A 21,939-nucleotide genomic window follows, 5' to 3' on the forward strand; every position below is an offset into this window, starting at 1 on the left:
TCTTCGGTGTCCCATTCACTGCGGCTCGCAGCGGTTACGTTGGCGATCTTGGCATACTTTTACGCCCTTGGAGCATCCGAGCCCTTGCCATACAGACGCGAAGCAGCGGCCTCCCCGACGCAATTGGAGGGTTGCTCGTCGCAGGATCAGTGGCCCGGAAGTGGTCGACAACCCCTCTCGCGCTTGAAAGAGCTCGACGGCTCCTCTTATAAATAAGGAACGACCCTGCTTTATATGCAGTGGGGTCATAAATGGAGCATCGGAAAGTAGCGACGCGCGATGGTCGCCATCAACCTAGGGACCAAGAAGCGATGCGCCGAGGCGGCGCGGCCCCGTCTCAACATCGAACATGGCGAAACGAAGAACTAAGGCCTCTTGCGGGCTGTCGCGCAGCGACACGTCACGATCAAGATGTTGACTCGTGACGTGGATCGTGAAATGATGCATCCAAACTTCACAAAGGGGGTAGGAAATGCTGGCGCAAATGCCTCGGGGACAACTGTTGGGGCTATCTAAGTATGACCGAATTATGGTGTACTTATTCAGACGGCTGACGGCAAATATGACGCCAGCCTCATTACCGCTAGAGATCGAATTTGACCAAGAGGATGTGCGCCTCGCAATGCGGCATGCCGTTGCGGATGGGGTCATCGATTCCGAAGTTGCCAATGTTCCGGACATCAAATATACATACGATGCTCGACGAGAGTTACCCCAAGAAGTCGAGCAGTGCGGCCCTATGACGTGGCTTCAACGGGGAAAGGGACTATATAAACTACGTCGGACTTTGCGAAAAAATATCATTGACCCTACACAACTGGGAAATCCGCCACTTGAGATTGTGGCCGATCAAACTACGCCATTCATCTCTGCCTTGTTAGGCAACGACGAGCAGGCTGTGTTTACTCGCGTAAGAAATATTGATTTGCTGAGCACGGTACTCGGCTTTAAGGTGTGGCCAATCCAAGGTCATCACCGCACCACCGTTAGCTACGGGCAGATCGAGATCGATGAAGTACAAGCGGGAATCGACGGGAATCGGCACACGCTTGTACCTATCTCGGGCAAAGGCGGTCAAGATAAGTTGTCCTGGTCCCAAGCGCTAAATCTCAACACCTACGCGCTTGAAAAACCGCCAATGCCCGGCTTGGCCGTGCGAAGCATTGGCCTATGGCGTGACAACCTCAATACGATTTGGATTGTCGAATTTTCACCTCATGTAGACATCGACCAAATCCATATCGTCAACGTCCGGCGGTACAAGTTTCAGTAACTCGGAGCGAGATGCTTCAATCTCGTGTTGTCTCCGCTTCTTCGCTCCACTTTTACGGTCGCGTCGGCCAATGGGTGCATCAATACCCCAGTAGGCCGACGCCTCGCTCATGCCCATTCGCAAGAGCGCGACATCCCCCAGTTCGAGAACTTTCTTCGGCTTGCTTGGAGTTACTCCCATGGCAGCCAAGACCTGTCCCGCAACGGCCCTCGCCAATGGCGGCGGAACTGCGTTACCGATTTGGCGCGCGCCGTGCCACTTGGTTTCTTGCAGTCGAAACCAATCGGGAAAACCGTGTAGCCGTGCCATTTCACGCACCGTGATACAGCGATTATATTTAAAATGAATCGGCCGGGGGCTGGTAAATGCCCCTCGAGCAGAATCGGTTCCCGCGCGAAGAGTGTTCGACACTCCGTTCGGGTGCAATTTGAAGAAACGAGACACAGGTTCCACGCTGCCCGGATCGGTTTCCGCAAATCGGCGCCGAGAGATATCTGAATGATCGGTTCTGAGACTTGACGTCAATATAGAGGGATCCCATTTTCGCTTATAGCCATAGAACCATCCAGATTCTCCAACGCAGCGCATATCCCTCGCATAAGAGCTAGGCTCCCCCCATTGCTTCGTCACCACTTCATCTCTATTGAATAGGGATTTAAAATTTTCAGCATCTGGCAAATCCCCCAGTGCATCCAAACAGGTCGGAGCGGTCGGGAGGATCGTACCATTTCCGCCTGGAAACACGCTTGTTGCATCCGGATACCGCGGAACCGGCAGGCCTTTCTTTGCACCTAGCAAAAAGAGACGTTGACGATCTTGAGGAACGCCGTAGTTGTATGCGTTCAGTACGCGCCATTCTTTTCTTACGTCATAGCCAATTTCGCCAAACTCCGTTATCAGTTCATCGAGAAATTTACGATGCTTGCCAACAGTAAGACCCTTGACATTCTCAAAAACAAAATAACTTGCATCAAGCTCGTGGACGATGCGCAAAAAATCTTTAACCAACGAATTTCGAGGATCGTCGAGAATGCGCTGACCGATAAGGGAAAATCCTTGGCAAGGAGCACCGCCAAACACTACGTCCACTTGGCGATTACCAATGCCCGCGTGCGAGCGAATGCGTTCACCGCTTAAATCTTTCACCGAGCGAGCAATAACCTTGCAATTAGGGAAATTAAACTTGTGGACGGCAGCGTGCACTGGATCGATCTCAACCGCTGCAACAACATCGAATCCAGCCTGCTCAAAGCCTAGGCTGAGACCTCCGGCCCCCGAAAACAGATCAATCCCTATGGGTCTAGTCATCTTCCTTGCTCAGTTTGGAAGTTCGATAAAACCTGCAATTCTAACTGAATCATTCCTCCAAGCCCGTGCCGAACTGTTACCGGAACCGGCCGGCAAGTCGTTAGCGAGCCTTTGCCGCGCCTGATACAACGCGTCGCCGTGGCCGTCCCGTCTTGGGAACAAGCTGGATCTCTCGGCTCAACCGACCAAGCGACTCGGGACAAATCTCGCATTGCCAGACGACAAGGACGCGCCAGCCAGACTCCTGCAGCTCACGAATCACCCGGTCGTCCCTTTCAGCGTTCGCCTGGATCTTGGAACGCCAGTATTCCTGCCTGCTCTTCGGCATACCGGCCTTTTTGCATCCGGCATGGCCATGCCAAAAGCATCCGTGTACAAATACTACGACTCCACGAGAAGGAAATACCAAGTCTGGCTTTCCCGGCAGACTGTGATCGTGGAGCCGATATCTGAGCCCAGCTCCATGCAAAAACGAACGCACGGTCATTTCGGGTTGGGTATCTTTGCTTCGCACGCGAGACATCAGACGACTGCGTGCTTCTGGCGCTAAACGGTCCATATCGGTCGGTGTTGACGCGGCTAACTTGCAAATGTACAGGTTCGCTGGAGATCGGTGTATAAGGGCCGCACCAGAGAGCGATTGCGCGTACGTACACGCGGCACGCCACAGGCTGGTCTGGGCCGGCGCGTCGTATTGAGCGAGCCCCTATGCTGGAGTTCAACGCACGCCCCATTAGCTGCGGGGAGAAGCGCAATACCTGTGAACCGTCACACGATTAATATTGAAATCGCAAGCAAGCTGGCTGCGGTTCTCGCCAGCATCGAAACGATTCTTTAGCTCGGTTCGTTGCTCTGCAGTGAGCTTAGGTTTGCGGCCTCGATATTTCCCACCTTCCGCGCGGGCGCGGGCTATCCCTTCTCGCTGCCGCGCCTTCCTGATACTGTTCTCGAACTCGGCAAACGCAGCGAACATGGTCAACGCTAGGCGACCCGCTGGCGTACCCGTGTCGAACTGTTGCTGGAGGATCACAAGTCGCACTCCGCGCTCGTGCATCGAGTTGATAGTCGAAAGGACATCAAGCGTACTTCGACCGAGTCGGTCGAGCGCGTAGACGACGAGGGTGTCGCCATCTCGCAGGTATTTGGCGCATTCGGCCCAACCGGGGCGGCTGTCAGCAGCTGTGCTGCCGCTCGTCGCCTCATCGCGGAACTCTTTCTCGATCATCCAGCCCGCCGCAATGATGGCCTGCCGCTGATTTTCGACCGCCTGCCCGAAAGTCGATACACGCAGATACGAAATGACGCTCACGGCTCCCCGCCCTCCCGCGCAACGTAGTCGGCGCCAGGCAGGAGATAATCAATCCCCCGCCCGTAGGCATATGAAAGCTCCTCGCACAGCTCGACCTGTGATCGACCCAGCGCTACGGCATGCATGACACGAAGATGCCCGTCGGTGATCTGCTGAGTCGACTGAGAGTGCAATGGCCCGATGGAGGCCAATCCGTCATGGAGGATCTGCAACGCCATTTCGGCCACCTTCGCCGCGTTAAACAGTAGGTTGGAATCGGCTTCGACGCAGTCGGGTTCGCAGGGCGGCTTGTGCAGCAGTAGCGTTATGCCCGAAAAGAACTCGCAAAGCGGACCACGCATCATCTGCCCGGCCCCCGTCACGGCAAGCAAAGTAGGAAATCGACCGGTGGTCACGAATGCCTCCTTGAAATGTAAAAAGCCAAGGCGAGATGCCTTGGCTTCAGTTTCGTTGATCTGAGTTGGCGAAGCGACGCTTTGCGCCTCGGGATTACGTCAAGTGGAAAGTTTCTCGTAGCCGAACCCCGTTAATGGAGATAGGTTGTGGTCGTGTGCTGGTTTGTAACGAATCCGTTTAGTAAACATGCCTTGCAACCTGTGGCCAGGTTAGTAGTTGATGTCGTTCAGCGTGTCGCTTTCGCCACCGATAAGCCGTGTGTTGAGTGCGCCACAGTCGGATTGCGTGCCACGAACGTCTGACATGGAGCATGGCCCGGTCTCGCCAGTCCAGTCGATCAAGGCTCAGGCCTCGTTGTGGCAAACCACTTCGATGTTGTTTCCATCGGGGCCAGTGATACAAGCGGCATAGTGGTTCGCGTGGTGGTGACGCAAACCTGGCGCGCCATTGTCCTTGCCCCCCGCTGCGAGGGCTGCTCGATAGAAAGCTTCGACTTGCTGGCGGCTTTCGGCCGTGAACACCAAGTGAAGACGTGCCGGCGTCTGCCCGGTCTGGTACAGGCGCAATGAAACCTTACCCTCCGGGCGAAGCTCGAGACCATACGTTGCCGGATCGTCCGAGACAACCGCGACACCTAGCGGTTCGAGTGCCTTCAGGAAGAATGCTCTGCTCGCTGCATAGCCGCTGATTCTGAATTTGACGTGGTCGGACATGAGTTTCCCTGAAGTGTTGGGCGTGCGCGAGGAATAACGTGGATTGGACGCGATGTCGCCTCACCCACCGGTGGCAGTTGGCATATGAGATCAGCGCTGTGCATACGCTGCTGGGCACGCAGACGTGATCAACACGATGATCTACGCGCACATGCTGAAGGTTGACGGCGGCGTGTCCGGCCCCCTGGATTCGTCGCGTCGGATGAGGCAACGGCAAAGCAAACCGTGGTGAGAAGCCGCGATTCGGCCGCTTCGCAAATTCGAAACCGGTCGACTGAGATCATCAAACTTCGTCACCACCACTGCCGCCGTTTGAGCACAGCCTTCCGGTAGTAATCGACGTTCGCACACTGCCTGAACATGACGGCCGAGACGATCCACAGGAAGTTATCCACAGGCATGTTCAGCACGTCACCTGCCACGACGAGAATTGCATCGATGACGAGCGCCAGGAGCGACAGCGTGATGGCCTTACGCCACATGCCGAGATACACGTAATAGAACGGCCCGAACACGAACGCCCACAGGTTCGACGTAATCAGCCGCTTCTCCCTGTGTGTCAGTTCTTTGGCGTTCGGCCAGCGCCACCAGCGGACACCCTCGCCACCAGCCTTCTCGATCGCGGCAAAGCGTTGCCGCCACTTTTCCGGCAATTCGGCGAAGTCGCTCACAGTGGACGCTCGCGAAGGCGTGAGCGTTGAGTGCGTCGTATCGGACGCTATTGCCCGCGACGCTGCGCAGAACGTGATCGCTTTACCGCATCCAGCACAGAAAAGCGCGCGTTCTAACAACGGTGTACCGCACTGCTCGCAGAACGCCATAGCGTTGCCTCCATAGGTATCGACGCGCCGTCAATCGACGACGCACCGTAAATCGAATGGTCATAGCCTGGAAAGCTCGCCGCTGCAGGGCACGGCGCAAGGCAGCATGCCGTGCGGGGCTTCCACTCCCGTAGCCTGGCGGAGCGGGAGACGGAACCTGCTCGCCGTACCTCCCTGCCTAGTCCTTTTTGATCGCCAGCAACCGGCTGCTGACGAGGGTCGGTTTCCGACCGGTGAGCTTGTAGACAAGCTGGGTCAGATGGCTCGGGAAGTTCGGCGGATCTTCCTGCCCGACTTCAAGGCTTTTGACGAGGATCCTGTCGCCGTCGAACCCGATCGATTCGATGAAATTCGGTGACGGGATCACCTGGCTGGCGCCGCCATCGGCGAAGAACACCCACAGCCAGGTTCGCGGAGCCTGGCCGCCCGCGCAGCCGTTGGCCCCAGCCGATATGATCGTTACCGGCCCGGTACCGGCGAGATTCCCCGGGTACGCTGTTGTGCCCACGCCGTCGCCCGTGTCGCCATCACACTCCTTCACGGCGGCACGCTCGACCTGCTTTTCATAACGGGCGACCTCAATCTTGCCGGCCGCGTAGCAAGGCATAACCGCAAAGACCACTACCGATGCTGCAATGGCAATAGCAGATGTTGTCAGCTTCATTTTTTGCGCCTCAGCCGAGTAGCATGGCGTCGTTGGTGTACTTCCTGATGCGCTCGACACGTGCGGCAAAGTAAGCACGCGTGTCGTCATCGCTCGCCGTGATCCCGTAGCGCCGCAGAACTTCGTTCATGCGATTTGCCGCCGTCGCGTCCACGAAGCGCGAATCACGCGGGAAGCCCTCGGCGCCCGCCATTTCCGAGTCGATGAAGATGCCGCTGATGTCGAGCGCAATGCAGAACTCGACGCTCCGGCCGAATGCCTTCTGACCTTGGCGCAAGCGCCCATAACACTGGGTAACCGCCGAATAGATCCCCGTTACCCCGCCCTGCCTGTAAGTCTTGACTGCCTTCTGCGCTGCCGCCATCAGGTTGATGTCCTGATCGGAGAGGTTCTGCGCACTGGCGATAGATGCTGACGCGGCCAGCACTGCCGCGAGAAAAGCCCGTTTCATTGGAATACCCCCGAAATATAGAAATAACACTTTGAGTTTGGTTATCGGGCGTACTTTACCCGAAACCAAACTTAAAGTGTGTGGTTTTAAGCGGTAGGCGCCGGAACACTTCCGGCATGCCCAACCAAACTCAAAAGCTGGATGTTCGAGTCCTGTTCGCCGCCAACATGCGCCGCATCCGCAAGGCGAAAGAACTGACCCAGGAGAAGGTGGCCGAGGCGGCCGAACTGCATCCGAACTACATCAGTTCCGTCGAGCGCGGTGAACGCAACATTTCCATCTGCAACATCGACCGCATCGCGAGGGCACTGGGAGTGACGATGGCCGAGCTTGTCGCCGAACCGGCGCCCGACACCGGGGCAGAATCCGGCGATACGTCGGTGAAGGCACCTTAGGCCGCGCTTCGCCCAGGACACGAATGCCGAGGTACCACTGGATCGCGGGCAGACAGGTTCGCACGTAGTCGTGCGGCTCGATCCAGTACGCCGGATCGATTACGTACGTCACGGTGACCTTCGGGTCGTGGCCGGCGCGGGCGCGATGGAAAAGGACATGCCGGCCGAGGTTGGTGCGCTCATCGTAGTCGACAAGCGCAATGGCCAGATCGGGTATGTCAGCAAGCGTCGTCGGCTCTTCATACATGCCTGTTTCGTACCCGAAGTGCCCGAGCAGCTTCGCAATCAGTTCGCCGGTAATCCAGTACGGGCCATGCGCAGGGTGATGAAACCGCCCGATGGCGACGTTGCGCACAGCATCGAGCGTGGTGCCGCAGATCATGGCAATCACCGCGAAAGAACAGTCGAAGTCGCCGCTTTGCTCCACCCGACTGAACGCCGGCGCGAAACCGGCACCGATCATGGTGACGGTAGTGGGAATGGCCGGCATGGATCAATACTCCGACGGGAACAGCAGGGTCGTCACCGAACGGTCCGCTTCGGAGATGATCCACACGCGCCTGCCCGCAACTTCGTACGACGACAGGACGCGCGCACCACACTTCACGGCCTGCTCGTTGGCGAGCGCGTCTTCGGGCGGCACGTCGCCCCAGTCGCCGCGCACATGGCGTCGCAGATAGGGATCGGCCTGAATGCCGTGGCGTTCGAGGTGTTTCAGTACGCCTCGCGTCGCGACGATCCGGCCCACCGCGAAGAGCGGCGCCGGCGGTTGCAGCGAACGGCATGGAACGGGTTCGGGTCCTGCGGTCGCATCTTCGATACTCATCAAAATCTCCTTGAGTACGGGTCACCGGAACGGCCGGCGGCCCGTAAACGCGAAAGGGCCAGTGCTGCTGGCACTGGCCCCTGACGCTGGCACGTCGAAAAACTTCGGCTCCGGTGGCAGGATTACTTGCCCGCCGCTCCCTTGCCGCCCATGGGATGGATGCCGATCACCCAGTGACCGGCGATGGACTTGAAGTTGGTGCGGACGCGGTCGGCGGGTTTGCACCACGGCGCCGGATCCAGCGCGTACTCGATTGATGTCCCCGGGGCATGCGAGGCCTTGCCGCGATGAAAAAGGATGTGTCGCCCCATCTCCATATCGTCGTTGTAGTCCACGAGAATCAGCGCGACGTCGGGAATATCGGATACGCGGGAAACCTCCTTGTAGACGGTCGCGACAAAGCCCAGCTGCGCCAGGAGTGCCGCGATATGACTCTCCCCGAGGTAGTACGGCCCTCGCGCCGGATGTTTCGTCTTGGCGATGGCGATATCCTTCACCTCCTCGATCTTCTTGCCCGAGAGCATCGCGGCGCATGCGAACACATCGTCGAAATCGCTGGTCTGCGCCACGAACGGAAATGCGGGCGTGAAGGTCGTCGGGGTGCTCTCGACTCCGGTTGGAAGGACAGGCATGGATCAGCTCCTGAAAACGCGAAAAAGAAGCGCGCAGCTACGCCTGCCTGGCGGCATCGGACAGTTCGGGCAGATCGGAAGGAGAAAAGTGAGGCGGGAATCCGGCAAATTTCCTGCGGATTCGCTCAGACAGGCGCTGCGGCGCGAGCGGCGAGCCGAAAACCGGTGTGTGAGCGGTTTTTCAGCCGTATCGCCATTTTATCAGGGTCAAATCATGCTCTCAACGGCTAAATAACTTTGCGCATGCGCACGAAAGATCGCGCGTTTCTCGCAAAGAGGCCTGACATGTGCCACTACAGAGTTCTTGCTCGGCGGCAAGCGCCCTGGCACACTGGCGGCACAGCGGCATCGAAAATTCAAAAAACTCCGCGATAAAAAAATCACGTGTGGCTGATGTAACCCGTTGAATTTGTTGTCGTCAGCAATCCTCTACTATCCCGGCAAAGCATAAAGGAGCCATTTACAATGCGGGAATGAATCCGAAAGCTCTCGAACCCGATAGTTTACCTGCTCCCGGCCCTACCGCGCTGGCGCAGTCCGATGCGCTGGCCGACCTCGTGCGCGGCGAGATCGCGGCGGCCGGCGGCTGGCTGCCGTTCAATCGCTACATGGAGCGCGCGTTGTACGCGCCGGGCCTCGGCTATTACAGCGGCGGCGCGATCAAATTCGGCCGACGCGCCGAAGACGGTAGCGACTTCGTCACGGCGCCCGAGTTGTCCCCGCTTTTCGCGGCCACGCTCGCGCGCCCCATCGCCGAGGCGCTTGCTGCGAGCGGCACGCAGCATGTCATGGAATTCGGCGCGGGCACCGGCAAGCTGGCGGCCGGGCTGCTGAACGCGCTCGCCGCGCTGGACGCGACGTTCGAGACCTATTCCATCGTCGAGCTCTCCGGCGAGCTGCGCGAGCGCCAGCGCGAAACGATCGAAGCGGAAGCACCCGCGCTCGCGAACCGCGTGCGCTGGCTCGACGCGTTGCCTGAGCACTTCGAAGGCGTCGTAGTGGGCAACGAGGTGCTGGACGCAATGCCGGTGCGGCTCTTCGTGCGCATGGACCACGGCGCCGGCGCTGTCGCTCATGACTCCCGCCGCGAATCGGCGCCGGCGCTCAACGGCCACACGATCAATGGCCACGGCGCAAACGGTGCCGGCGCCGTCTGGTACGAGCGCGGCGTCACGGTGAGCGCGGATGGCCGCCTCACCTTCGCGGACCGCCCGCTCGCCTCGCCGGCCGATGCGGCACTGCTGGCCGGCATCGACGCCGACAGCGGCTACGTCGCCGAAACGCACGAAGCGGCTCTCGCGTTCACGCGCACGGTGTGCTCGATGCTCACGCGCGGCGCGGCGTTCTTCATCGATTACGGCTTTCCGCGCCACGAGTACTACCACGCGCAGCGCGCCGAAGGCACGCTGATGTGCCACTACCGGCACCGCGCGCACGGCGATCCGTTCCTTTACCCGGGTCTCACCGACATCACCGCACACGTCGAATTCACGGGCATCGCCGAGGCCGGCGTGGAAGCCGGCGCGGACCTGCTCGGCTACACGTCGCAGGCGCGCTTCCTGATGAACGCCGGCATCACGGATGCGCTGGCCGCGATCGACCCGCAGGACATCGAGCACTTCCTGCCCGCGGCCAACGCGGTCCAGAAGCTGCTCTCCGAAGCGGAGATGGGCGAGCTCTTCAAGGTGATCGCGTTTTCGCGCGGCATCGGCGAGACCCTCACCGCGTTCTCGCGCGGCGACCGCTCGCATACGCTTTAAGCCCACCTCAGGCCCGGGACCGACACGACATGCTGCGCTGGCTGCTCACCACGTTCATCGCGGTGGCGATTCTCTCGGGGTCGCTGCCGTGGCTGCGCAAGATCGGCATCGGCCGGCTGCCCGGCGACTTCACGCTGCGGCTGTTCGGGCGCGAGTATCCGTTCCCGTTCATGTCGACGCTCGTGATTTCGATGGTGTTGTCGCTCATCGTGCGGATGCTTTGAGCGCGGTGGCTCGCTGCCGCGTTAGCGCGGCACAGCGGCGCGGCAGCGGCATTCGGCTCGGGATGCGCGACGCCCGACGCAGTGACTCCGCCGCACCTGCATCGCCTACTCCGCCGCTTCTTCCCCACCGCCAATCGCCCGCGCCACCGCCTTCACCCGCGCGCGGTGCACGGCGTCCTTGATCTGCTCCGGGCGCTCCGCGTGCTCCTTCGCAATCGCGCCGGCATCCACGGATCGCGCTGCCACCAGCGCCTCGCGTAGGCGCTCCGCCTGCGGATACTCGCGCGACTCGAAGCCAAGGCGGCCGCGTGCGTCGGCCTCGCAGGCCTGCAGCGCCTCGGCGAAGCGCGCCGGCTTGCGCAGCGCGTCGCAACGCTCGAACAGGCGCACCAGCGCCGCCGCGCCCATCTCCATCACGCGATGGATGTTGCCATGCTCGCGCGCCACCAGAACGGCGAGGTCGCGGCAGTCGTTCGGCACGCGCAGGCGCTCGCAAAGCGGCTTCAACAAATCGACGCTGCGGCCTTCGTGGCCGATGTGACGCGGCAGCACGTGTTCGGGCGTGGTCGCCTTGCCGAGATCGTGCGTGAGCGCCGCAAAGCGCACCGGCAGCGCGTAGCGCTGCTGCGCGGCGTGATCGACCACCATCATCACGTGCACGCCTGTGTCGACCTCGGGATGGTAGTCGGCACGTTGCGCCACACCGAACAGCGCATCGACTTCGGGCAGCACGCGGGCAAGCGCCCCGCATTCGCGCAGCACCGCGAACATGCGTGAAGGCTTCTGCTCCATGAGCCCGCGCGACACCTCCTGCCACACGCGTTCGGGCACCAGCGCGTCCACTTCGCCCGCCGCCACCATCTTCTTCATGAGCGCCACCGTTTCCGGCGCCACGGTGAAGTCCGTGAAGCGCGCGGCAAAACGCGCCACGCGCAGAATGCGCACCGGGTCTTCCAGGAACGCGTCGCTCACGTGCCGGAACACGCGCGCGCGCAGGTCGGCCTCGCCGTGAAACGGGTCGATCACCGGACCGGTCAGCTCGCCGTCGGGCCGCACCTCGCGGGCCATCGCGTTGATGGTGAGGTCGCGGCGCGCGAGGTCTTCTTCGAGCGTGACGTCGGCCGCGTAGTAGAACTGGAAGCCGTGATAGCCGGCCGCCGTCTTGCGTTCGGTGCGCGCGAGCGCGTATTCCTCCTTCGTGTCGGGATGGAGAAACACCGGGAAGTCTTTGCCGACGGGACGAAACCCTTGCGCGATCATCTGCTCGGGCGTCGCTCCCACTACCACGTAGTCGCGGTCCTGCACCGGCACGCCGAGCAGTTCGTCGCGAATGGCACCGCCTACTGCGTAGATATTCATACGTCGTAGCTGGGAATGCGGTGGGTCTCGCGATGCGCCTCTTCCACCCACTGCGCCACCGCGGGATGCGCGTTGACGCGTGCCACGTAGACTTGCGCCACAGCGGAAATCTCGGGCTGATACGTGTTGAAGCGCATGACCACGGGCGCGTACATCGCGTCCGCAATGCCGAACTCGCCGAACAGGAACGGGCCGCCGCTCGCGGCAAGACAGTCGCGCCAGAGCGTATCGATGCGCGCGACGTCCGCGAGCGCGCCCGGCGTCGCGCCGCGGCCCGGCCACGACGCACGAATGTTCATCGACATCTGCGAGCGCAGGTCGCCGAAGCTCGAATGCATCTCGGCGCTCACGCAGCGAGCCCGCGCGCGAGCCGTGGCATCGCGCGGCCACATCGCGTGCTGCGGGAAGCGCTCGGCGAGCGTCTCGGCAATGGCGAGCGAGTCCCACACGGGCACGCCGTCGCCGCCGATCAGGCACGGCACCTTGCCCGACGCCGAGTACTGCAGGATCGAGGCTTTCGTGTCGGGCTGAAGCAGTTCGATCATGACCTCTTCGAACGGAATGCCGAAGTGCTTGAGCAACACCCAGGGACGCATGGACCACGACGAATAGTTCTTGTCACCGATAACGAGTTTCATGTTGTGTGATGGGGCAAGGAACGAATGAACCGGATGGACTGCACAAAGCGGACGCCGCCCGCTCAGCGCCCGGCACTGGCGCGAAACGTGTCGAAGCGCGAGCGCGCCGAGGCGCCGGTCAGATACAGCGGCGCGATGTTTTCGATGCTCGCGGGCTCGATGCCGAGTTCAGGCGCGAGCGGCCCGCTCATCACGCTGTCCACCTTCATGGAGTCCAGATTGTCGCGCGAGATAAGCGGCTCGCCGGGGCCGAACTCGAACGAAAGCGCCTGCAGCCGCGCGAGCGCATCCGGCAGACGCACGATGCGCGCGTGCCGGCCGATCACCTCGCCGCAATAGCGCACCAGTTGCTCGAGCGTATAGACAGTGGGCCCGCCCAGTTCGTAAGTACGCCCAATGGAAGCATCCAGATCGAGCACGTTCACGATGGCCTTCGCCACGTCGCCCACGAAGACCGGCTGGAACTTCGCGTCCGGCATGGCGAGCGGAATGACGGGAAAGAGCTTCTGCAGGAACGCGAAGCGGTTCAGGAAGGTGTCTTCCGGACCGAACACGACGGACGGCCGGAAGATCGTGGTGGCCAGTTCCGCGGCCGAATGCACGGCGCGCTCGCCATCGCCCTTCGAGCGCAGGTACATGCTCGGGCCAGCCGGGTCGGCGCCTATCGCGCTCACGTGCACGAGCCGACGCACGCCCTTGCCTTCGCACGCCGCCACGATCTTCGTGGGCAATTCCACGTGCGCCTTCGCAAACTCGGGACCATAGGGATCGCCGCGGCCGCCGTGCAACGTGCCCACCAGATTGATGACCGCGTCGGCGTTCTCGACGAAGCTCGCGAGCTTCACCGGATCGAACACGTCGGTTTCGATCACGTCGATGGGCAGCAGGGTGAGATGGCGCGCGTTGTAGCGGCGTCGGGTGGCGATGCGCACGTTCTTGCCGGCTTCCACGAGCGCATTGACGAGATGGCTGCCGATGAATCCGGAGCCGCCGATGACTGCGATGACCTGATGTCGCATGTTCGACTCCCTCGTTCGTGCGCGGGCGGCGGTCGCGGCGACTGCCTCCGCGCGGTGCAGGCGATGAACGCTGCTGGCGGACCGCCGCGCCTGGGCCATCTGTACGGCCTTAAGCGCGGCGGGGATGCTGCCGCTTACGGAGCGATGTAGCTGAGCCGCTCTTTCAGCGATTGCGGGCGCCCTTCGAACAGCGCCGCGTAGTAGACCGTGTTGGACAACACATTCTTGACGTAGTCGCGCGTTTCCGTGAACGGAATGGTCTCGGCGAAAATCGCGCCTTCCACGCCGTGCGGCAGTGCCTGGCGCCACGCGCGCGGACGGCCCGGCCCGGCGTTGTAGCCGGCTGTGGCCAGCACAGCCAGACCATCGAACTGATTGTAGATCATCGAAAGATAGTTCGTGCCGAGCAGGATGTTCGTGTTGATGTCGTTCATCTGCTCGCGCGAAAGCGGCCCAAGCCCGATCTTCTTCGCCACCAGTTGCGCTGTGCCCGGCATCAGCTGCATCAGGCCGCTTGCGCCCACGTCGGACCGCGCGTTGAGAATGAAGCGCGACTCCTGGCGGATAAGCCCGTAGGCCCATTCGACGTCGAGCCCCGTGGACTGCGCGTCGCGCTCAACGACGTCGCGAAACGGCGCGAGATAGCGCAGCGAAAAGTCGTGGTCGGTTTTGGTACGGTCCGCCGTGTTCACGGTGCGATCGTAAAGCTCGATACGGCGCGCGTACTCGGCTACGGCGAGCAACTGACGGTCCGTCATGCCCCGCAGCGGCCAGTTCCATTCGCGGTTGCCTTCCAGCCGCAGATTCAGCGCGTAGAAGCGCCGCGCGAGCGCAAAGCCCGGCGTGTTGCCGGCCTTGTCGATCTCGGCGTCGGTCACCTGGGTCTTCGGCGGAATCGTGATCTTGCGACCCAGTTCTTCGGTGGCGAGCTGACCGTAGAAGTTGAAGCCCGGCGCGATCTGCTCGAGCTCGGCATTGGCCTGAGCCGTGTCGCCGGCCTGCTTGAGCGCGCGCGCGTGCCAGTACACCCAGGCAGGCTGCGCACGCAGCGCGGCGGGCATCTGCTCGACCGACCAACGCACCATGGTCCAGTCGCCGTTGAGCAGCGCTTCGCGTGTGCGCCATTCGTAGGCCGGATTCGACAACGGCGCGTTGGCCGAGAGCCGGTACCAGTCCACGGCCGCGGGCATCTGCTTGAGCGCGCCCTGATAGCCGATCGTGCCCCAGCCGATGGCGCGCTCCGGCGAACTCAATTGCGGCGCCACGGCCGCGTAGGTAGCGGCGGCCATCGCCGGGTCGTTGCGCGCCATCGTCGTGACCGCGAGCAGCGCGAGTTGGTGAGACGTGTTGTCGGGGCCCACGCCGCGCGCGAGCAGCAGCGGCGGCGTGCTCACGGCGCGGCTGAACGTGGCGGGATCCGGCGCCTGCGAGCCGAGCGCGTCCACAAGACGGCCGCCGACGGTCTGCTGATTCTGCTCGTAGGCAAGGCGAATCTGCTGCCACACGTCGTTGGTGCTGAACTGGCCTTTCGCGGCGAGTGCCGTGACGAGATCCACGCAGCCGTCGCCGTACCAGCGCGGCTCCACAAGCAGTGCACGCGCCGCGTCGGCCACGTTCTCTCCGCGCGATGCACGCGATTCGAGCGCATAGCACTTCACCTGCGTATCGTCGTTGAGAACGAAGCGTGCGTACTGGTCGTCGAAATTGCGCCAGTCGTGACGCGCGCCGAGTACAACGAGGTAGTCGTTGCGCAACCGGTCCGCGATGGCCTGCCCATCGTACTTCTGAAGGAACGCGAGCACCGGCTGGTCGGGCGCGTCCACGCGCGCGTGGCCCTGCGAGTCGAACAGTTGCGGCTTGAGCTGAAAATACTCGAGGTACGACGGCGCCGGATAGTCGGGGATCATCGACGCAAGCTGCGCCGCGCGCGCCGCATCGTTGTTGCGCGCCGCTTCGCGCAGCTGCACGAAAATCTGGTCGTCGTTATTGAGCTGGGAAACCGGAACAGGACGCACGGCCGACGCCGTGCTGCATGCGACGAGTGCCGCAGCGGCAAGCATGAGACCGGCCGCGCGATATACTCGAAGAAGGCGTGTTGACATCGTTGTTTCTGGAGCGCGAAGTGAACCCAAGCATAGCACGCAACCCCGGCGCGGAATCGAAAAACGACCTGCGTGCAAGGCTGCTGGAAGCGCGTCTTTTGGCCGCTCGCGAGCCCGCGCGAGAGAAGGCGTTGAAGCGTCGCGTGCTCGACATGCTGGAGCACTACGAGCCCGCTTGCGTGGGCTTCTACTGGCCCGTGCGAGGCGAAGTCGACGTACGTGATGTCATCGCCACCTGGCTCGCGATCGAAGGTCATCGCACGGCAGCGTTGCCGGTGATCCGCCATCGCCACGCACCGCTCGAATTCCACGCGTGGGCAGCAGATACGCCGATGCGCGAAGGCCCTCACAAGATTCCCGAGCCCGCGTCGAACCGCGTGGTGATTCCCGACCTGCTTCTCGTGCCGTGCGTCGGCTTCGACGACGACGGCTATCGTCTCGGCTACGGCGGCGGCTACTACGATCGCACGCTGGCGGCATGGCCCGGCGAATCGCGGCCCGTCACGGTGGGCGTCGCTTACGAAACCTGCCGCACCTCCGCGTTCGCGCGCGAGGCGCACGACATTCCGCTCGATGCGATCGTCACCGACGCGGCTTCTTATCCTGCCTCAACAGGGCAGAAGACGGCCGCCAATAGCTGAGCATCGATCGACGCCTGTGCGCCTCGCCGCTTCATCGCACCGCTTTCTTAGAGCGAGGCAGCCGCCCGCGCCGCCGTGTCGTAGAGCCCCGAGATGTTGCGCATCAGTTGTGCTGCGTCGCCGATCTGCTCGTTGGTGAGCCCGCTTTCCTTGAGCGCGGCGATGAGGCAGCTCTCGCGCACCTCGCGATACTTGAGGCACAGCTCGCGTCCTTCCGGCGTCGCCGAAAAGAACACCTCCTTGCCCGATTTCTCGCTTGCCACGTAGCCGCGTGCCATCAGCTTCTTGAGCGCGTAGGTGGCCACGTGCGTGTCCTCGATGTTGAGCACGAAGCAGATGTCGGCGAGCTTCTTGCGGCGCTCGCGATGGCTCACGTGATGCAGCAGCGACACCTCGATCGCGGTCATGTCCTTCACGCCCGCCGCCGACATGCAGCGCACCATCCAGCGATTGAAAGCGTTGCCTGCCATGATCAGCGCGTACTCGAACTCCGAAAGTTCAGCGCTTGCTTCAGAAACGAGGTGCTCGGAGGAAACGATTTTCGTGGGATTGCGCGACATGGCGGGTGCCCGGAGTGGCGGTTTGGAGTCGTGGCGAGAGTGTACGACGCCGCAGCAGGCGGCGGCCCTGGCAAAAACGCTTATTGATAATTTGTAGATAAATTATTGAGAATGTACGCTACACGACGAAGCGAACGACGGCAGTCGACGAACTTCGGTAAACGCCTCGCGGTTGCGCCCGCCCATGCGCCGTCCTACCGTTTGAACGTTCGAGCGCACCGAAGGCCGATCGCCGTCGTCCACACCGAACCCATGGACTTATGAGCTCACCCCGCATCTATCCGCTTGGCGACAGCGCCATCGTCTGCGAAGCGCCGCCGCCCGCCACGCTCGACGTGCAGCGCCGCGTCTGGGCGGCCGCCGAAGCGGCGCATACGTGGCCGCACGTGCTCGAAGTCGTGCCGGGCATGAACAATCTCACCGTCGTGTTCGATCCGCTCGAGGCGACCGCCGCCCAGCTCGGCGAACAGCTGGCGGCCGCCTGGCACGCCGCGCCGCGCGCGCATGCCGAAGGGCGCGAGGTGGAAATTCCCGTGGAGTACGGCGGCGAAGCCGGCCCCGACCTGCGCACGGTCGCCGAGCACACCGGCCTTTCGCCCGAAGACGTGGCCCGTCGCCACGCGGCCGGCGACTACGTCGTGTTCTTCCTCGGCTTCCAGCCAGGCTTTGCCTACATGGGCGGCCTCGAGTCCGCGCTGCACACCCCACGCCGCGCCGAGCCGCGGCTGGAAGTGCCGGCGGGTTCCATCGGCATTGGCGGCGAGCAGACCGGCATCTATCCGGCCGCCTCCCCCGGCGGCTGGCAACTCATCGGACGCACGCCGCTGCGGCTCTTCGACCCCTCGCGCAACCCGCCCACGCTGCTCCAGCCGGGCGACCGGGTGCGCTTCACCATCGCGGGGGTCAGCCTATGATCGAAGTGATCCGCGCGGGTCTTCTGACCACCGTGCAAGACCAGGGCCGCCACGGCTACCGTCACCTCGGCGTGGCGACGGCCGGCGCGCTCGACCGCCTCGCGCTCGAAGTGGGCAACCGGCTGGTGGGCAACCGGCCTCACGCCGCAGCGCTCGAAGTGACCTTCGGCCCGCTCGTGCTGCGCTTTCCGCGCGCCACGCGCGTCGCCATCACGGGCACGGACTTCGGCGCGACACTCGACGGCAAGCCCGTGTGGTCGTGGTGGAGCCTGCCGGTGCAGGCGGGCCAGGAACTCGCGCTGCAGGCAGCGAAGCGCGGCATGCGTGGCTACGTCTGCGTGGCGGGCGGCATCGACGTGCTGCCCATGCTCGGCTCGCGCAGTACCGACCTCGGCGCGCAATTCGGCGGCCTGGGCGGCCGCGCGCTGAAGGACGGCGACCGCCTGCCGCTCGGCGTGCCCACGCGCACCACGCCCGGCTTCAGCCCCACGACGCGCGAGTTCGGCGTGGCCGCGCCCGCCTGGTGCAAATTCGCGCAGGTGGACGAACCGCACCGGCGCGGCCGGCATGCGTCTGGGCTGCCATGGGCCGTGCCGGTCCGCGTGCTGCCCGGCCCCGAATACGACGGCTTCACGCGCGAGGCGCAGCAGGCGTTCTGGTCGGACGAATGGCTCGTCACGCCCAACAGCAACCGCATGGGCTACCGCCTCGCAGGCACGCAGCTCGCGCGCAGCCGCAAGACCGAGTTGCTCTCGCATGCCGTGCTGCCCGGCACGATCCAGGTGCCGCCAAGCGGCCAGCCCATCGTGCTGATGGGCGACGCGCAGACCACGGGCGGCTACCCGAAGATCGGCTCGGTGATTCGCGCGGACCTCTGGAAGCTCGCGCAGGTGCGTCTGAACGGCGGCGTGCGCTTCATCGAAACCACACCGGACGAAGCGCGCGCCGCGCTCGCCGAAGAACACGCGTACCTGCGGCAGATCGATGCCGCAATCGCCATGCACGAAGAACGCTGCACCGCGGACAACACCGCGCGCGCAGCGTAAGCAACATGACGGACGCCGACGGCGTCCAGCACCAACAGGACAGGCCATGGAAATCGATTTGAATGCCGATCTCGGCGAAGGCTGCGGCTCCGACGAAGCGCTGCTCGATCTCGTCAGCTCCGCCAACATCGCGTGCGGCTGGCACGCGGGCGGCGCCAACGCCATGCGCGAGTGCGTGCGCTGGGCCGTGAAGAAGGGTGTATCCATCGGCGCGCATCCCAGCTTCAACGACCCGGAGAACTTCGGCCGCAAGGAAATGGACCTGCCCGCGAGCGAAATCTACGCGGGCGTGCTGTACCAGCTCGGCGCACTCTCGGCCATCGCGCAGGCCGAAGGCGCACGCATCGCGCACGTGAAGCCGCACGGCGCGCTCTACAACCAGGCCGCGCGCGACCCGAAGATCGCGGATGCCATCGTCTCCGCCGTGCACGACTTCGATCCGTCGGTGGCCGTGTTCGCGCTCGCGAACAGCGGGCTCGTCACGGCCGCGCGCGCCGCGGGTCTCGTCGCCATCGAGGAAGTGTTCGCCGACCGCGGCTACCGCGCCGACGGCTCGCTCGTGCCGCGCTCGCAGCCGGGCGCCGTGCTCGACGACGAAGACGCCGTGCTGGAACGCACGCTCGGCATGATCCGCGAGCAGCGCGTGCAGTCCGTCGAGGGCGAATGGGTGCCGCTCCACGCGCAGACCATCTGCCTGCACGGCGATGGTCCGCACGCGCTCGCGTTCGCACAGCGCATTCGTGCGGCGCTCGACGCGGCCGGCATCGAAGTGCATGCAGCGAGCGCAGCGCGGGTTTGAAAAGGCCGATGCGGTTCGGTGAGATGGGCCGAGGCGAGATGCGGTGAACCGCGGCGACGCGTGAAGCAATGCGCTGGCCGTCGGAGGCATGACGAATCGGTCGGGCCGCATGCGTCATGCAACGGCATCGAACGGCAAGAGCACCAACGGCGACCGGCAGTGGCAAGAAACAGCAGCAAGCAGCAACCGACAGCATTCGAAAAGCAGCACGCAGCAGCACTAAAAAAGCGTCACCCGCATCAAGCAGTACCCGATGTCGAAGCGGCCGCGCAGAGCCGCGCAGCACCTCAAGAGCCGTCATGCGCCATCCCCAACCGCCACCAGCGGCCAACGAGGCAAGGCGGCCCAATCCACACCCCGTTTGGAGATCCTGATGCAGACAACCGTCAGCTTATGGCCGCTCATTGGAGTGGCCGTCATCATCGTAGGCTTCGTATTGCGGTTCAATCCGATGCTGATCGTCGCCGTGGCCGCCATCGCCACCGGCGCCGCGGCACACTTCCCGCCCGAGAAGATTCTCGCCGCCATCGGCACCGGCTTCATCAAGACGCGCAACATCCCGCTCATCATCCTGCTGCCGCTCGCCGTGATCGGTCTGCTGGAACGCCACGGCCTGCGCGAACGCGCGCAGATGTGGATTGCCGGCATCAAGGCGGCCACGGCCGGGCGTCTGCTGATCGTCTATCTGCTCGTGCGCGAGCTCACTGCCGCGGTCGGCCTGACGGGGCTGGGCGGGCATCCGCAGATGGTGCGCCCGCTGATTGCGCCGATGGCCGAAGGCGCCACCGAAAACCGCTTCGGCAAACTGACCGACGCCGTGCGTCAGCGTCTGCGTGCGTTCTCCGCCGCAACGGACAACGTGGGCCTCTTCTTCGGCGAAGACATCTTCGTCGCGTTCGGCGCCATCGTGCTGATGACCACCTTCCTCAAGGAAGCGGGCGTCTCCGTCGAACCGATGCACGTTGCGGTCTGGGGCATTCCCACGGCCATCTGCGCGTTCCTGATCCACGGCTTCCGGCTGTATCTGCTCGACCGCAAGCTGGAACGCGAACTGGGCGGCCAGCGCAAGGGTCACGGAGATACGCCCACCTCACCCGCCGCTCACACGAACGCCGCCACGGGAGACGAAGCATGACGCTCACCATCAACTATCTGTTCTGGCTGCTCGGCATCGTGCTGCTCGTGATCGGCGGCATGATCGTGACGGACCGCGAGCATCCGCGCCGCTTCACCGCGGGCGGCTTCTGGATCGTCTACGCCGTGATCTTTCTCGTGGGCGACCGCCTGCCGCCCGAAGTGGTGGGCGTGCTCGTGATCGCGATGGCGCTCATTGCCGGCTTCGGCGGCGTGACTGCGGCAAAACCGAAAGTGCTCTCCGATGAAGCGCGCCGCGCCAGCGCCGTGCGCCTCGGCAACAAGCTCTTCGTGCCCGCGCTCACCATTCCGCTCGTCACCGTCGTGCTGACGCTGTCGGCCAGCCACCTCGTGTTCGGCGGCACGCCGCTCATCGAGCCGAAGAACGTGACGCTGATCGGCTTCGGCGTGGGCTGCGTGATCGCGCTCGGCATTGCGTGCATGCTGACGCGCGACACGGTGGGCCAGTCGGTGAAGGAAGCGCGCCGCCTCGTGGACGCACTCTCCTGGGCCGCCGTGCTGCCGCAGATGCTCGGCATGCTGGGCCTCGTGTTCTCGGATGCCGGCGTGGGCAAGGCCGTGGCGCACGTCACGACGTCGTACATCGACATGGACCTGCGCGTGGTCGCCGTGATCGTCTACTGCGTGGGCATGGCGCTCTTCACGGTGATCATGGGCAACGGCTTCGCGGCGTTTCCCGTGATGACGGGCGGCGTCGGGGTGCCGGTGCTGGTGGGCATGTTCCACGCGAACCCGGCCGTGATGGCTGCCATCGGCATGTTCTCGGGCTACTGCGGCACGCTCATGACGCCGATGGCCGCGAACTTCAACATCGTGCCCGCCGCGCTGCTGGAGTTGCCGGACAAGAACGCGGTGATCCGCGTGCAGGTGCCCACGGCGCTCGGCATTCTGGCGGCCAACATCGTGTTGCTGAACGTCTTCGGGTTCTGATTCG

General features: G+C 63.2%; 26 protein-coding genes. 11 read left to right on the top strand and 15 right to left on the bottom strand.

The features are described from left to right. Positions 1-472: 472 nt before the first annotated feature. Positions 473-1,273: a hypothetical protein gene (locus U0042_RS18320; RefSeq protein WP_157977953.1), complete on the top strand. Its 801-nt coding sequence runs from the start codon at positions 473-475 to the stop codon at positions 1,271-1,273. On the opposite strand, the gene U0042_RS18325 is transcribed toward U0042_RS18320, so the two are convergent. From U0042_RS18325 to U0042_RS18360, 8 genes are all read right to left on the bottom strand, one after another. Then, on the bottom strand, positions 1,211-2,581 hold the full coding sequence (locus U0042_RS18325) for a DNA cytosine methyltransferase (RefSeq protein ID WP_114815484.1): 1,371 nt from the start codon (positions 2,579-2,581) through the stop codon (positions 1,211-1,213). The genes U0042_RS18320 and U0042_RS18325 overlap by 63 nt on opposite strands. Positions 2,582-2,681: 100 nt before the next feature. After that, positions 2,682-3,140 (bottom strand): very short patch repair endonuclease, encoded by a 459-nt coding sequence (locus U0042_RS18330; RefSeq protein ID WP_114815485.1) that lies wholly within the window; start codon positions 3,138-3,140, stop codon positions 2,682-2,684. A 174-nt stretch (positions 3,141-3,314) separates the two neighbouring features. Next, the gene (locus U0042_RS18335) at positions 3,315-3,890 is read right to left on the bottom strand and encodes a recombinase family protein (protein ID WP_114815486.1); all 576 of its coding nucleotides are present in this window, start codon (positions 3,888-3,890) and stop codon (positions 3,315-3,317) included. Next, on the bottom strand, positions 3,887-4,285 hold the full coding sequence (locus tag U0042_RS18340; RefSeq protein ID WP_157977954.1) for a hypothetical protein: 399 nt from the start codon (positions 4,283-4,285) through the stop codon (positions 3,887-3,889). Before U0042_RS18340 ends, U0042_RS18335 begins: the two co-directional genes overlap by 4 nt. 345 nt (positions 4,286-4,630) lie before the next feature. Continuing rightward, positions 4,631-4,999 carry a VOC family protein gene (locus tag U0042_RS18345; protein WP_114815488.1) on the bottom strand — a complete coding sequence of 123 codons (369 nt, stop codon included), beginning with the start codon at positions 4,997-4,999 and terminating at the stop codon, positions 4,631-4,633. A 293-nt stretch (positions 5,000-5,292) separates the two neighbouring features. Continuing rightward, the gene (locus U0042_RS18350) at positions 5,293-5,670 is read right to left on the bottom strand and encodes a DUF2628 domain-containing protein (protein WP_157977955.1); all 378 of its coding nucleotides are present in this window, start codon (positions 5,668-5,670) and stop codon (positions 5,293-5,295) included. 328 nt (positions 5,671-5,998) lie between these two features. Further along, complete coding sequence (locus U0042_RS18355) at positions 5,999-6,484, bottom strand: hypothetical protein (protein WP_114815490.1); 486 nt, start codon at positions 6,482-6,484, stop codon at positions 5,999-6,001. A 10-nt stretch (positions 6,485-6,494) separates the two neighbouring features. Beyond that, positions 6,495-6,935 (bottom strand): hypothetical protein, encoded by a 441-nt coding sequence (locus tag U0042_RS18360; RefSeq protein ID WP_157977956.1) that lies wholly within the window; start codon positions 6,933-6,935, stop codon positions 6,495-6,497. Positions 6,936-7,051: 116 nt separating this feature from the next. Between U0042_RS18360 and U0042_RS18365 the strand changes: the two genes are divergently transcribed. Next, complete coding sequence (locus tag U0042_RS18365) at positions 7,052-7,330, top strand: helix-turn-helix domain-containing protein (RefSeq protein WP_114815492.1); 279 nt, start codon at positions 7,052-7,054, stop codon at positions 7,328-7,330. 493 nt (positions 7,331-7,823) lie between these two features. On the opposite strand, the gene U0042_RS18370 is transcribed toward U0042_RS18365, so the two are convergent. Both U0042_RS18370 and U0042_RS18375 read right to left on the bottom strand, forming a co-directional pair. Further along, on the bottom strand, positions 7,824-8,156 hold the full coding sequence (locus U0042_RS18370; RefSeq protein WP_114815493.1) for a hypothetical protein: 333 nt from the start codon (positions 8,154-8,156) through the stop codon (positions 7,824-7,826). Positions 8,157-8,278: 122 nt separating this feature from the next. Continuing rightward, positions 8,279-8,788 (bottom strand): hypothetical protein, encoded by a 510-nt coding sequence (locus tag U0042_RS18375; RefSeq protein ID WP_327204987.1) that lies wholly within the window; start codon positions 8,786-8,788, stop codon positions 8,279-8,281. Here U0042_RS18375 and U0042_RS18380 point away from each other — a divergent pair. The 3 genes from U0042_RS18380 (at position 8,787) to U0042_RS18390 (ending at position 10,772) form a co-directional block, all read left to right on the top strand. Continuing rightward, positions 8,787-9,023, top strand: a complete 237-nt coding sequence (locus U0042_RS18380) for a hypothetical protein (RefSeq protein WP_157977917.1) — start codon at positions 8,787-8,789, stop codon at positions 9,021-9,023. The two genes, U0042_RS18375 and U0042_RS18380, sit on opposite strands and share 2 nt — an antisense overlap. A 238-nt stretch (positions 9,024-9,261) precedes the next feature. Continuing rightward, positions 9,262-10,548: a class I SAM-dependent methyltransferase gene (locus U0042_RS18385; protein ID WP_114815113.1), complete on the top strand. Its 1,287-nt coding sequence runs from the start codon at positions 9,262-9,264 to the stop codon at positions 10,546-10,548. A 29-nt stretch (positions 10,549-10,577) separates the two neighbouring features. Then, on the top strand, positions 10,578-10,772 hold the full coding sequence (locus tag U0042_RS18390) for a DUF2905 domain-containing protein (protein WP_017772079.1): 195 nt from the start codon (positions 10,578-10,580) through the stop codon (positions 10,770-10,772). Between the two features lie 105 nt (positions 10,773-10,877). On the opposite strand, the gene U0042_RS18395 is transcribed toward U0042_RS18390, so the two are convergent. From U0042_RS18395 to U0042_RS18410, 4 genes are all read right to left on the bottom strand, one after another. After that, positions 10,878-12,131, bottom strand: a complete 1,254-nt coding sequence (locus U0042_RS18395) for a multifunctional CCA addition/repair protein (RefSeq protein WP_114815112.1) — start codon at positions 12,129-12,131, stop codon at positions 10,878-10,880. Beyond that, a complete protein-coding gene (locus tag U0042_RS18400; protein WP_114815111.1) occupies positions 12,128-12,769 on the bottom strand; it encodes a glutathione S-transferase family protein in 642 nt (213 codons plus the stop codon). The genes U0042_RS18395 and U0042_RS18400 overlap by 4 nt, the downstream gene beginning before the upstream one ends. Before the next feature lie 62 nt (positions 12,770-12,831). Then, complete coding sequence (locus tag U0042_RS18405) at positions 12,832-13,788, bottom strand: complex I NDUFA9 subunit family protein (RefSeq protein ID WP_114815110.1); 957 nt, start codon at positions 13,786-13,788, stop codon at positions 12,832-12,834. 134 nt (positions 13,789-13,922) lie between these two features. Further along, the gene (locus U0042_RS18410) at positions 13,923-15,890 is read right to left on the bottom strand and encodes a lytic transglycosylase domain-containing protein (protein ID WP_114815109.1); all 1,968 of its coding nucleotides are present in this window, start codon (positions 15,888-15,890) and stop codon (positions 13,923-13,925) included. A gap of 20 nt (positions 15,891-15,910) precedes the next feature. On the opposite strand from U0042_RS18410, the gene U0042_RS18415 reads away from it, so the two are divergent. Next, the gene (locus U0042_RS18415) at positions 15,911-16,531 is read left to right on the top strand and encodes a 5-formyltetrahydrofolate cyclo-ligase (protein WP_198665437.1); all 621 of its coding nucleotides are present in this window, start codon (positions 15,911-15,913) and stop codon (positions 16,529-16,531) included. Positions 16,532-16,578: 47 nt separating this feature from the next. On the opposite strand, the gene U0042_RS18420 is transcribed toward U0042_RS18415, so the two are convergent. Further along, positions 16,579-17,091 (bottom strand): winged helix DNA-binding protein, encoded by a 513-nt coding sequence (locus U0042_RS18420; protein ID WP_114815108.1) that lies wholly within the window; start codon positions 17,089-17,091, stop codon positions 16,579-16,581. A 260-nt stretch (positions 17,092-17,351) separates the two neighbouring features. Between U0042_RS18420 and pxpB the strand changes: the two genes are divergently transcribed. From pxpB to U0042_RS18445, 5 genes are all read left to right on the top strand, one after another. Continuing rightward, a complete protein-coding gene (pxpB, locus tag U0042_RS18425; RefSeq protein ID WP_114815107.1) occupies positions 17,352-18,005 on the top strand; it encodes a 5-oxoprolinase subunit PxpB in 654 nt (217 codons plus the stop codon). Beyond that, a complete protein-coding gene (locus U0042_RS18430) occupies positions 18,002-19,051 on the top strand; it encodes a biotin-dependent carboxyltransferase family protein (RefSeq protein WP_114815106.1) in 1,050 nt (349 codons plus the stop codon). Before pxpB ends, U0042_RS18430 begins: the two co-directional genes overlap by 4 nt. A gap of 46 nt (positions 19,052-19,097) precedes the next feature. Next, entirely contained in the window at positions 19,098-19,850 is a 753-nt protein-coding gene (pxpA, locus tag U0042_RS18435) for a 5-oxoprolinase subunit PxpA (protein ID WP_114815105.1), read from the top strand. Positions 19,851-20,223: 373 nt separating this feature from the next. Then, positions 20,224-20,985: a DUF969 domain-containing protein gene (locus U0042_RS18440; RefSeq protein WP_114815117.1), complete on the top strand. Its 762-nt coding sequence runs from the start codon at positions 20,224-20,226 to the stop codon at positions 20,983-20,985. After that, on the top strand, positions 20,982-21,935 hold the full coding sequence (locus tag U0042_RS18445) for a DUF979 domain-containing protein (protein ID WP_114815104.1): 954 nt from the start codon (positions 20,982-20,984) through the stop codon (positions 21,933-21,935). The genes U0042_RS18440 and U0042_RS18445 overlap by 4 nt, the downstream gene beginning before the upstream one ends. The last annotated feature ends 4 nt before the right edge of the window (positions 21,936-21,939 follow it).

This window comes from Paraburkholderia kururiensis, assembly GCF_034424375.1.
Taxonomy (GTDB): Bacteria; Pseudomonadota; Gammaproteobacteria; order Burkholderiales; family Burkholderiaceae; genus Paraburkholderia; species Paraburkholderia kururiensis_A.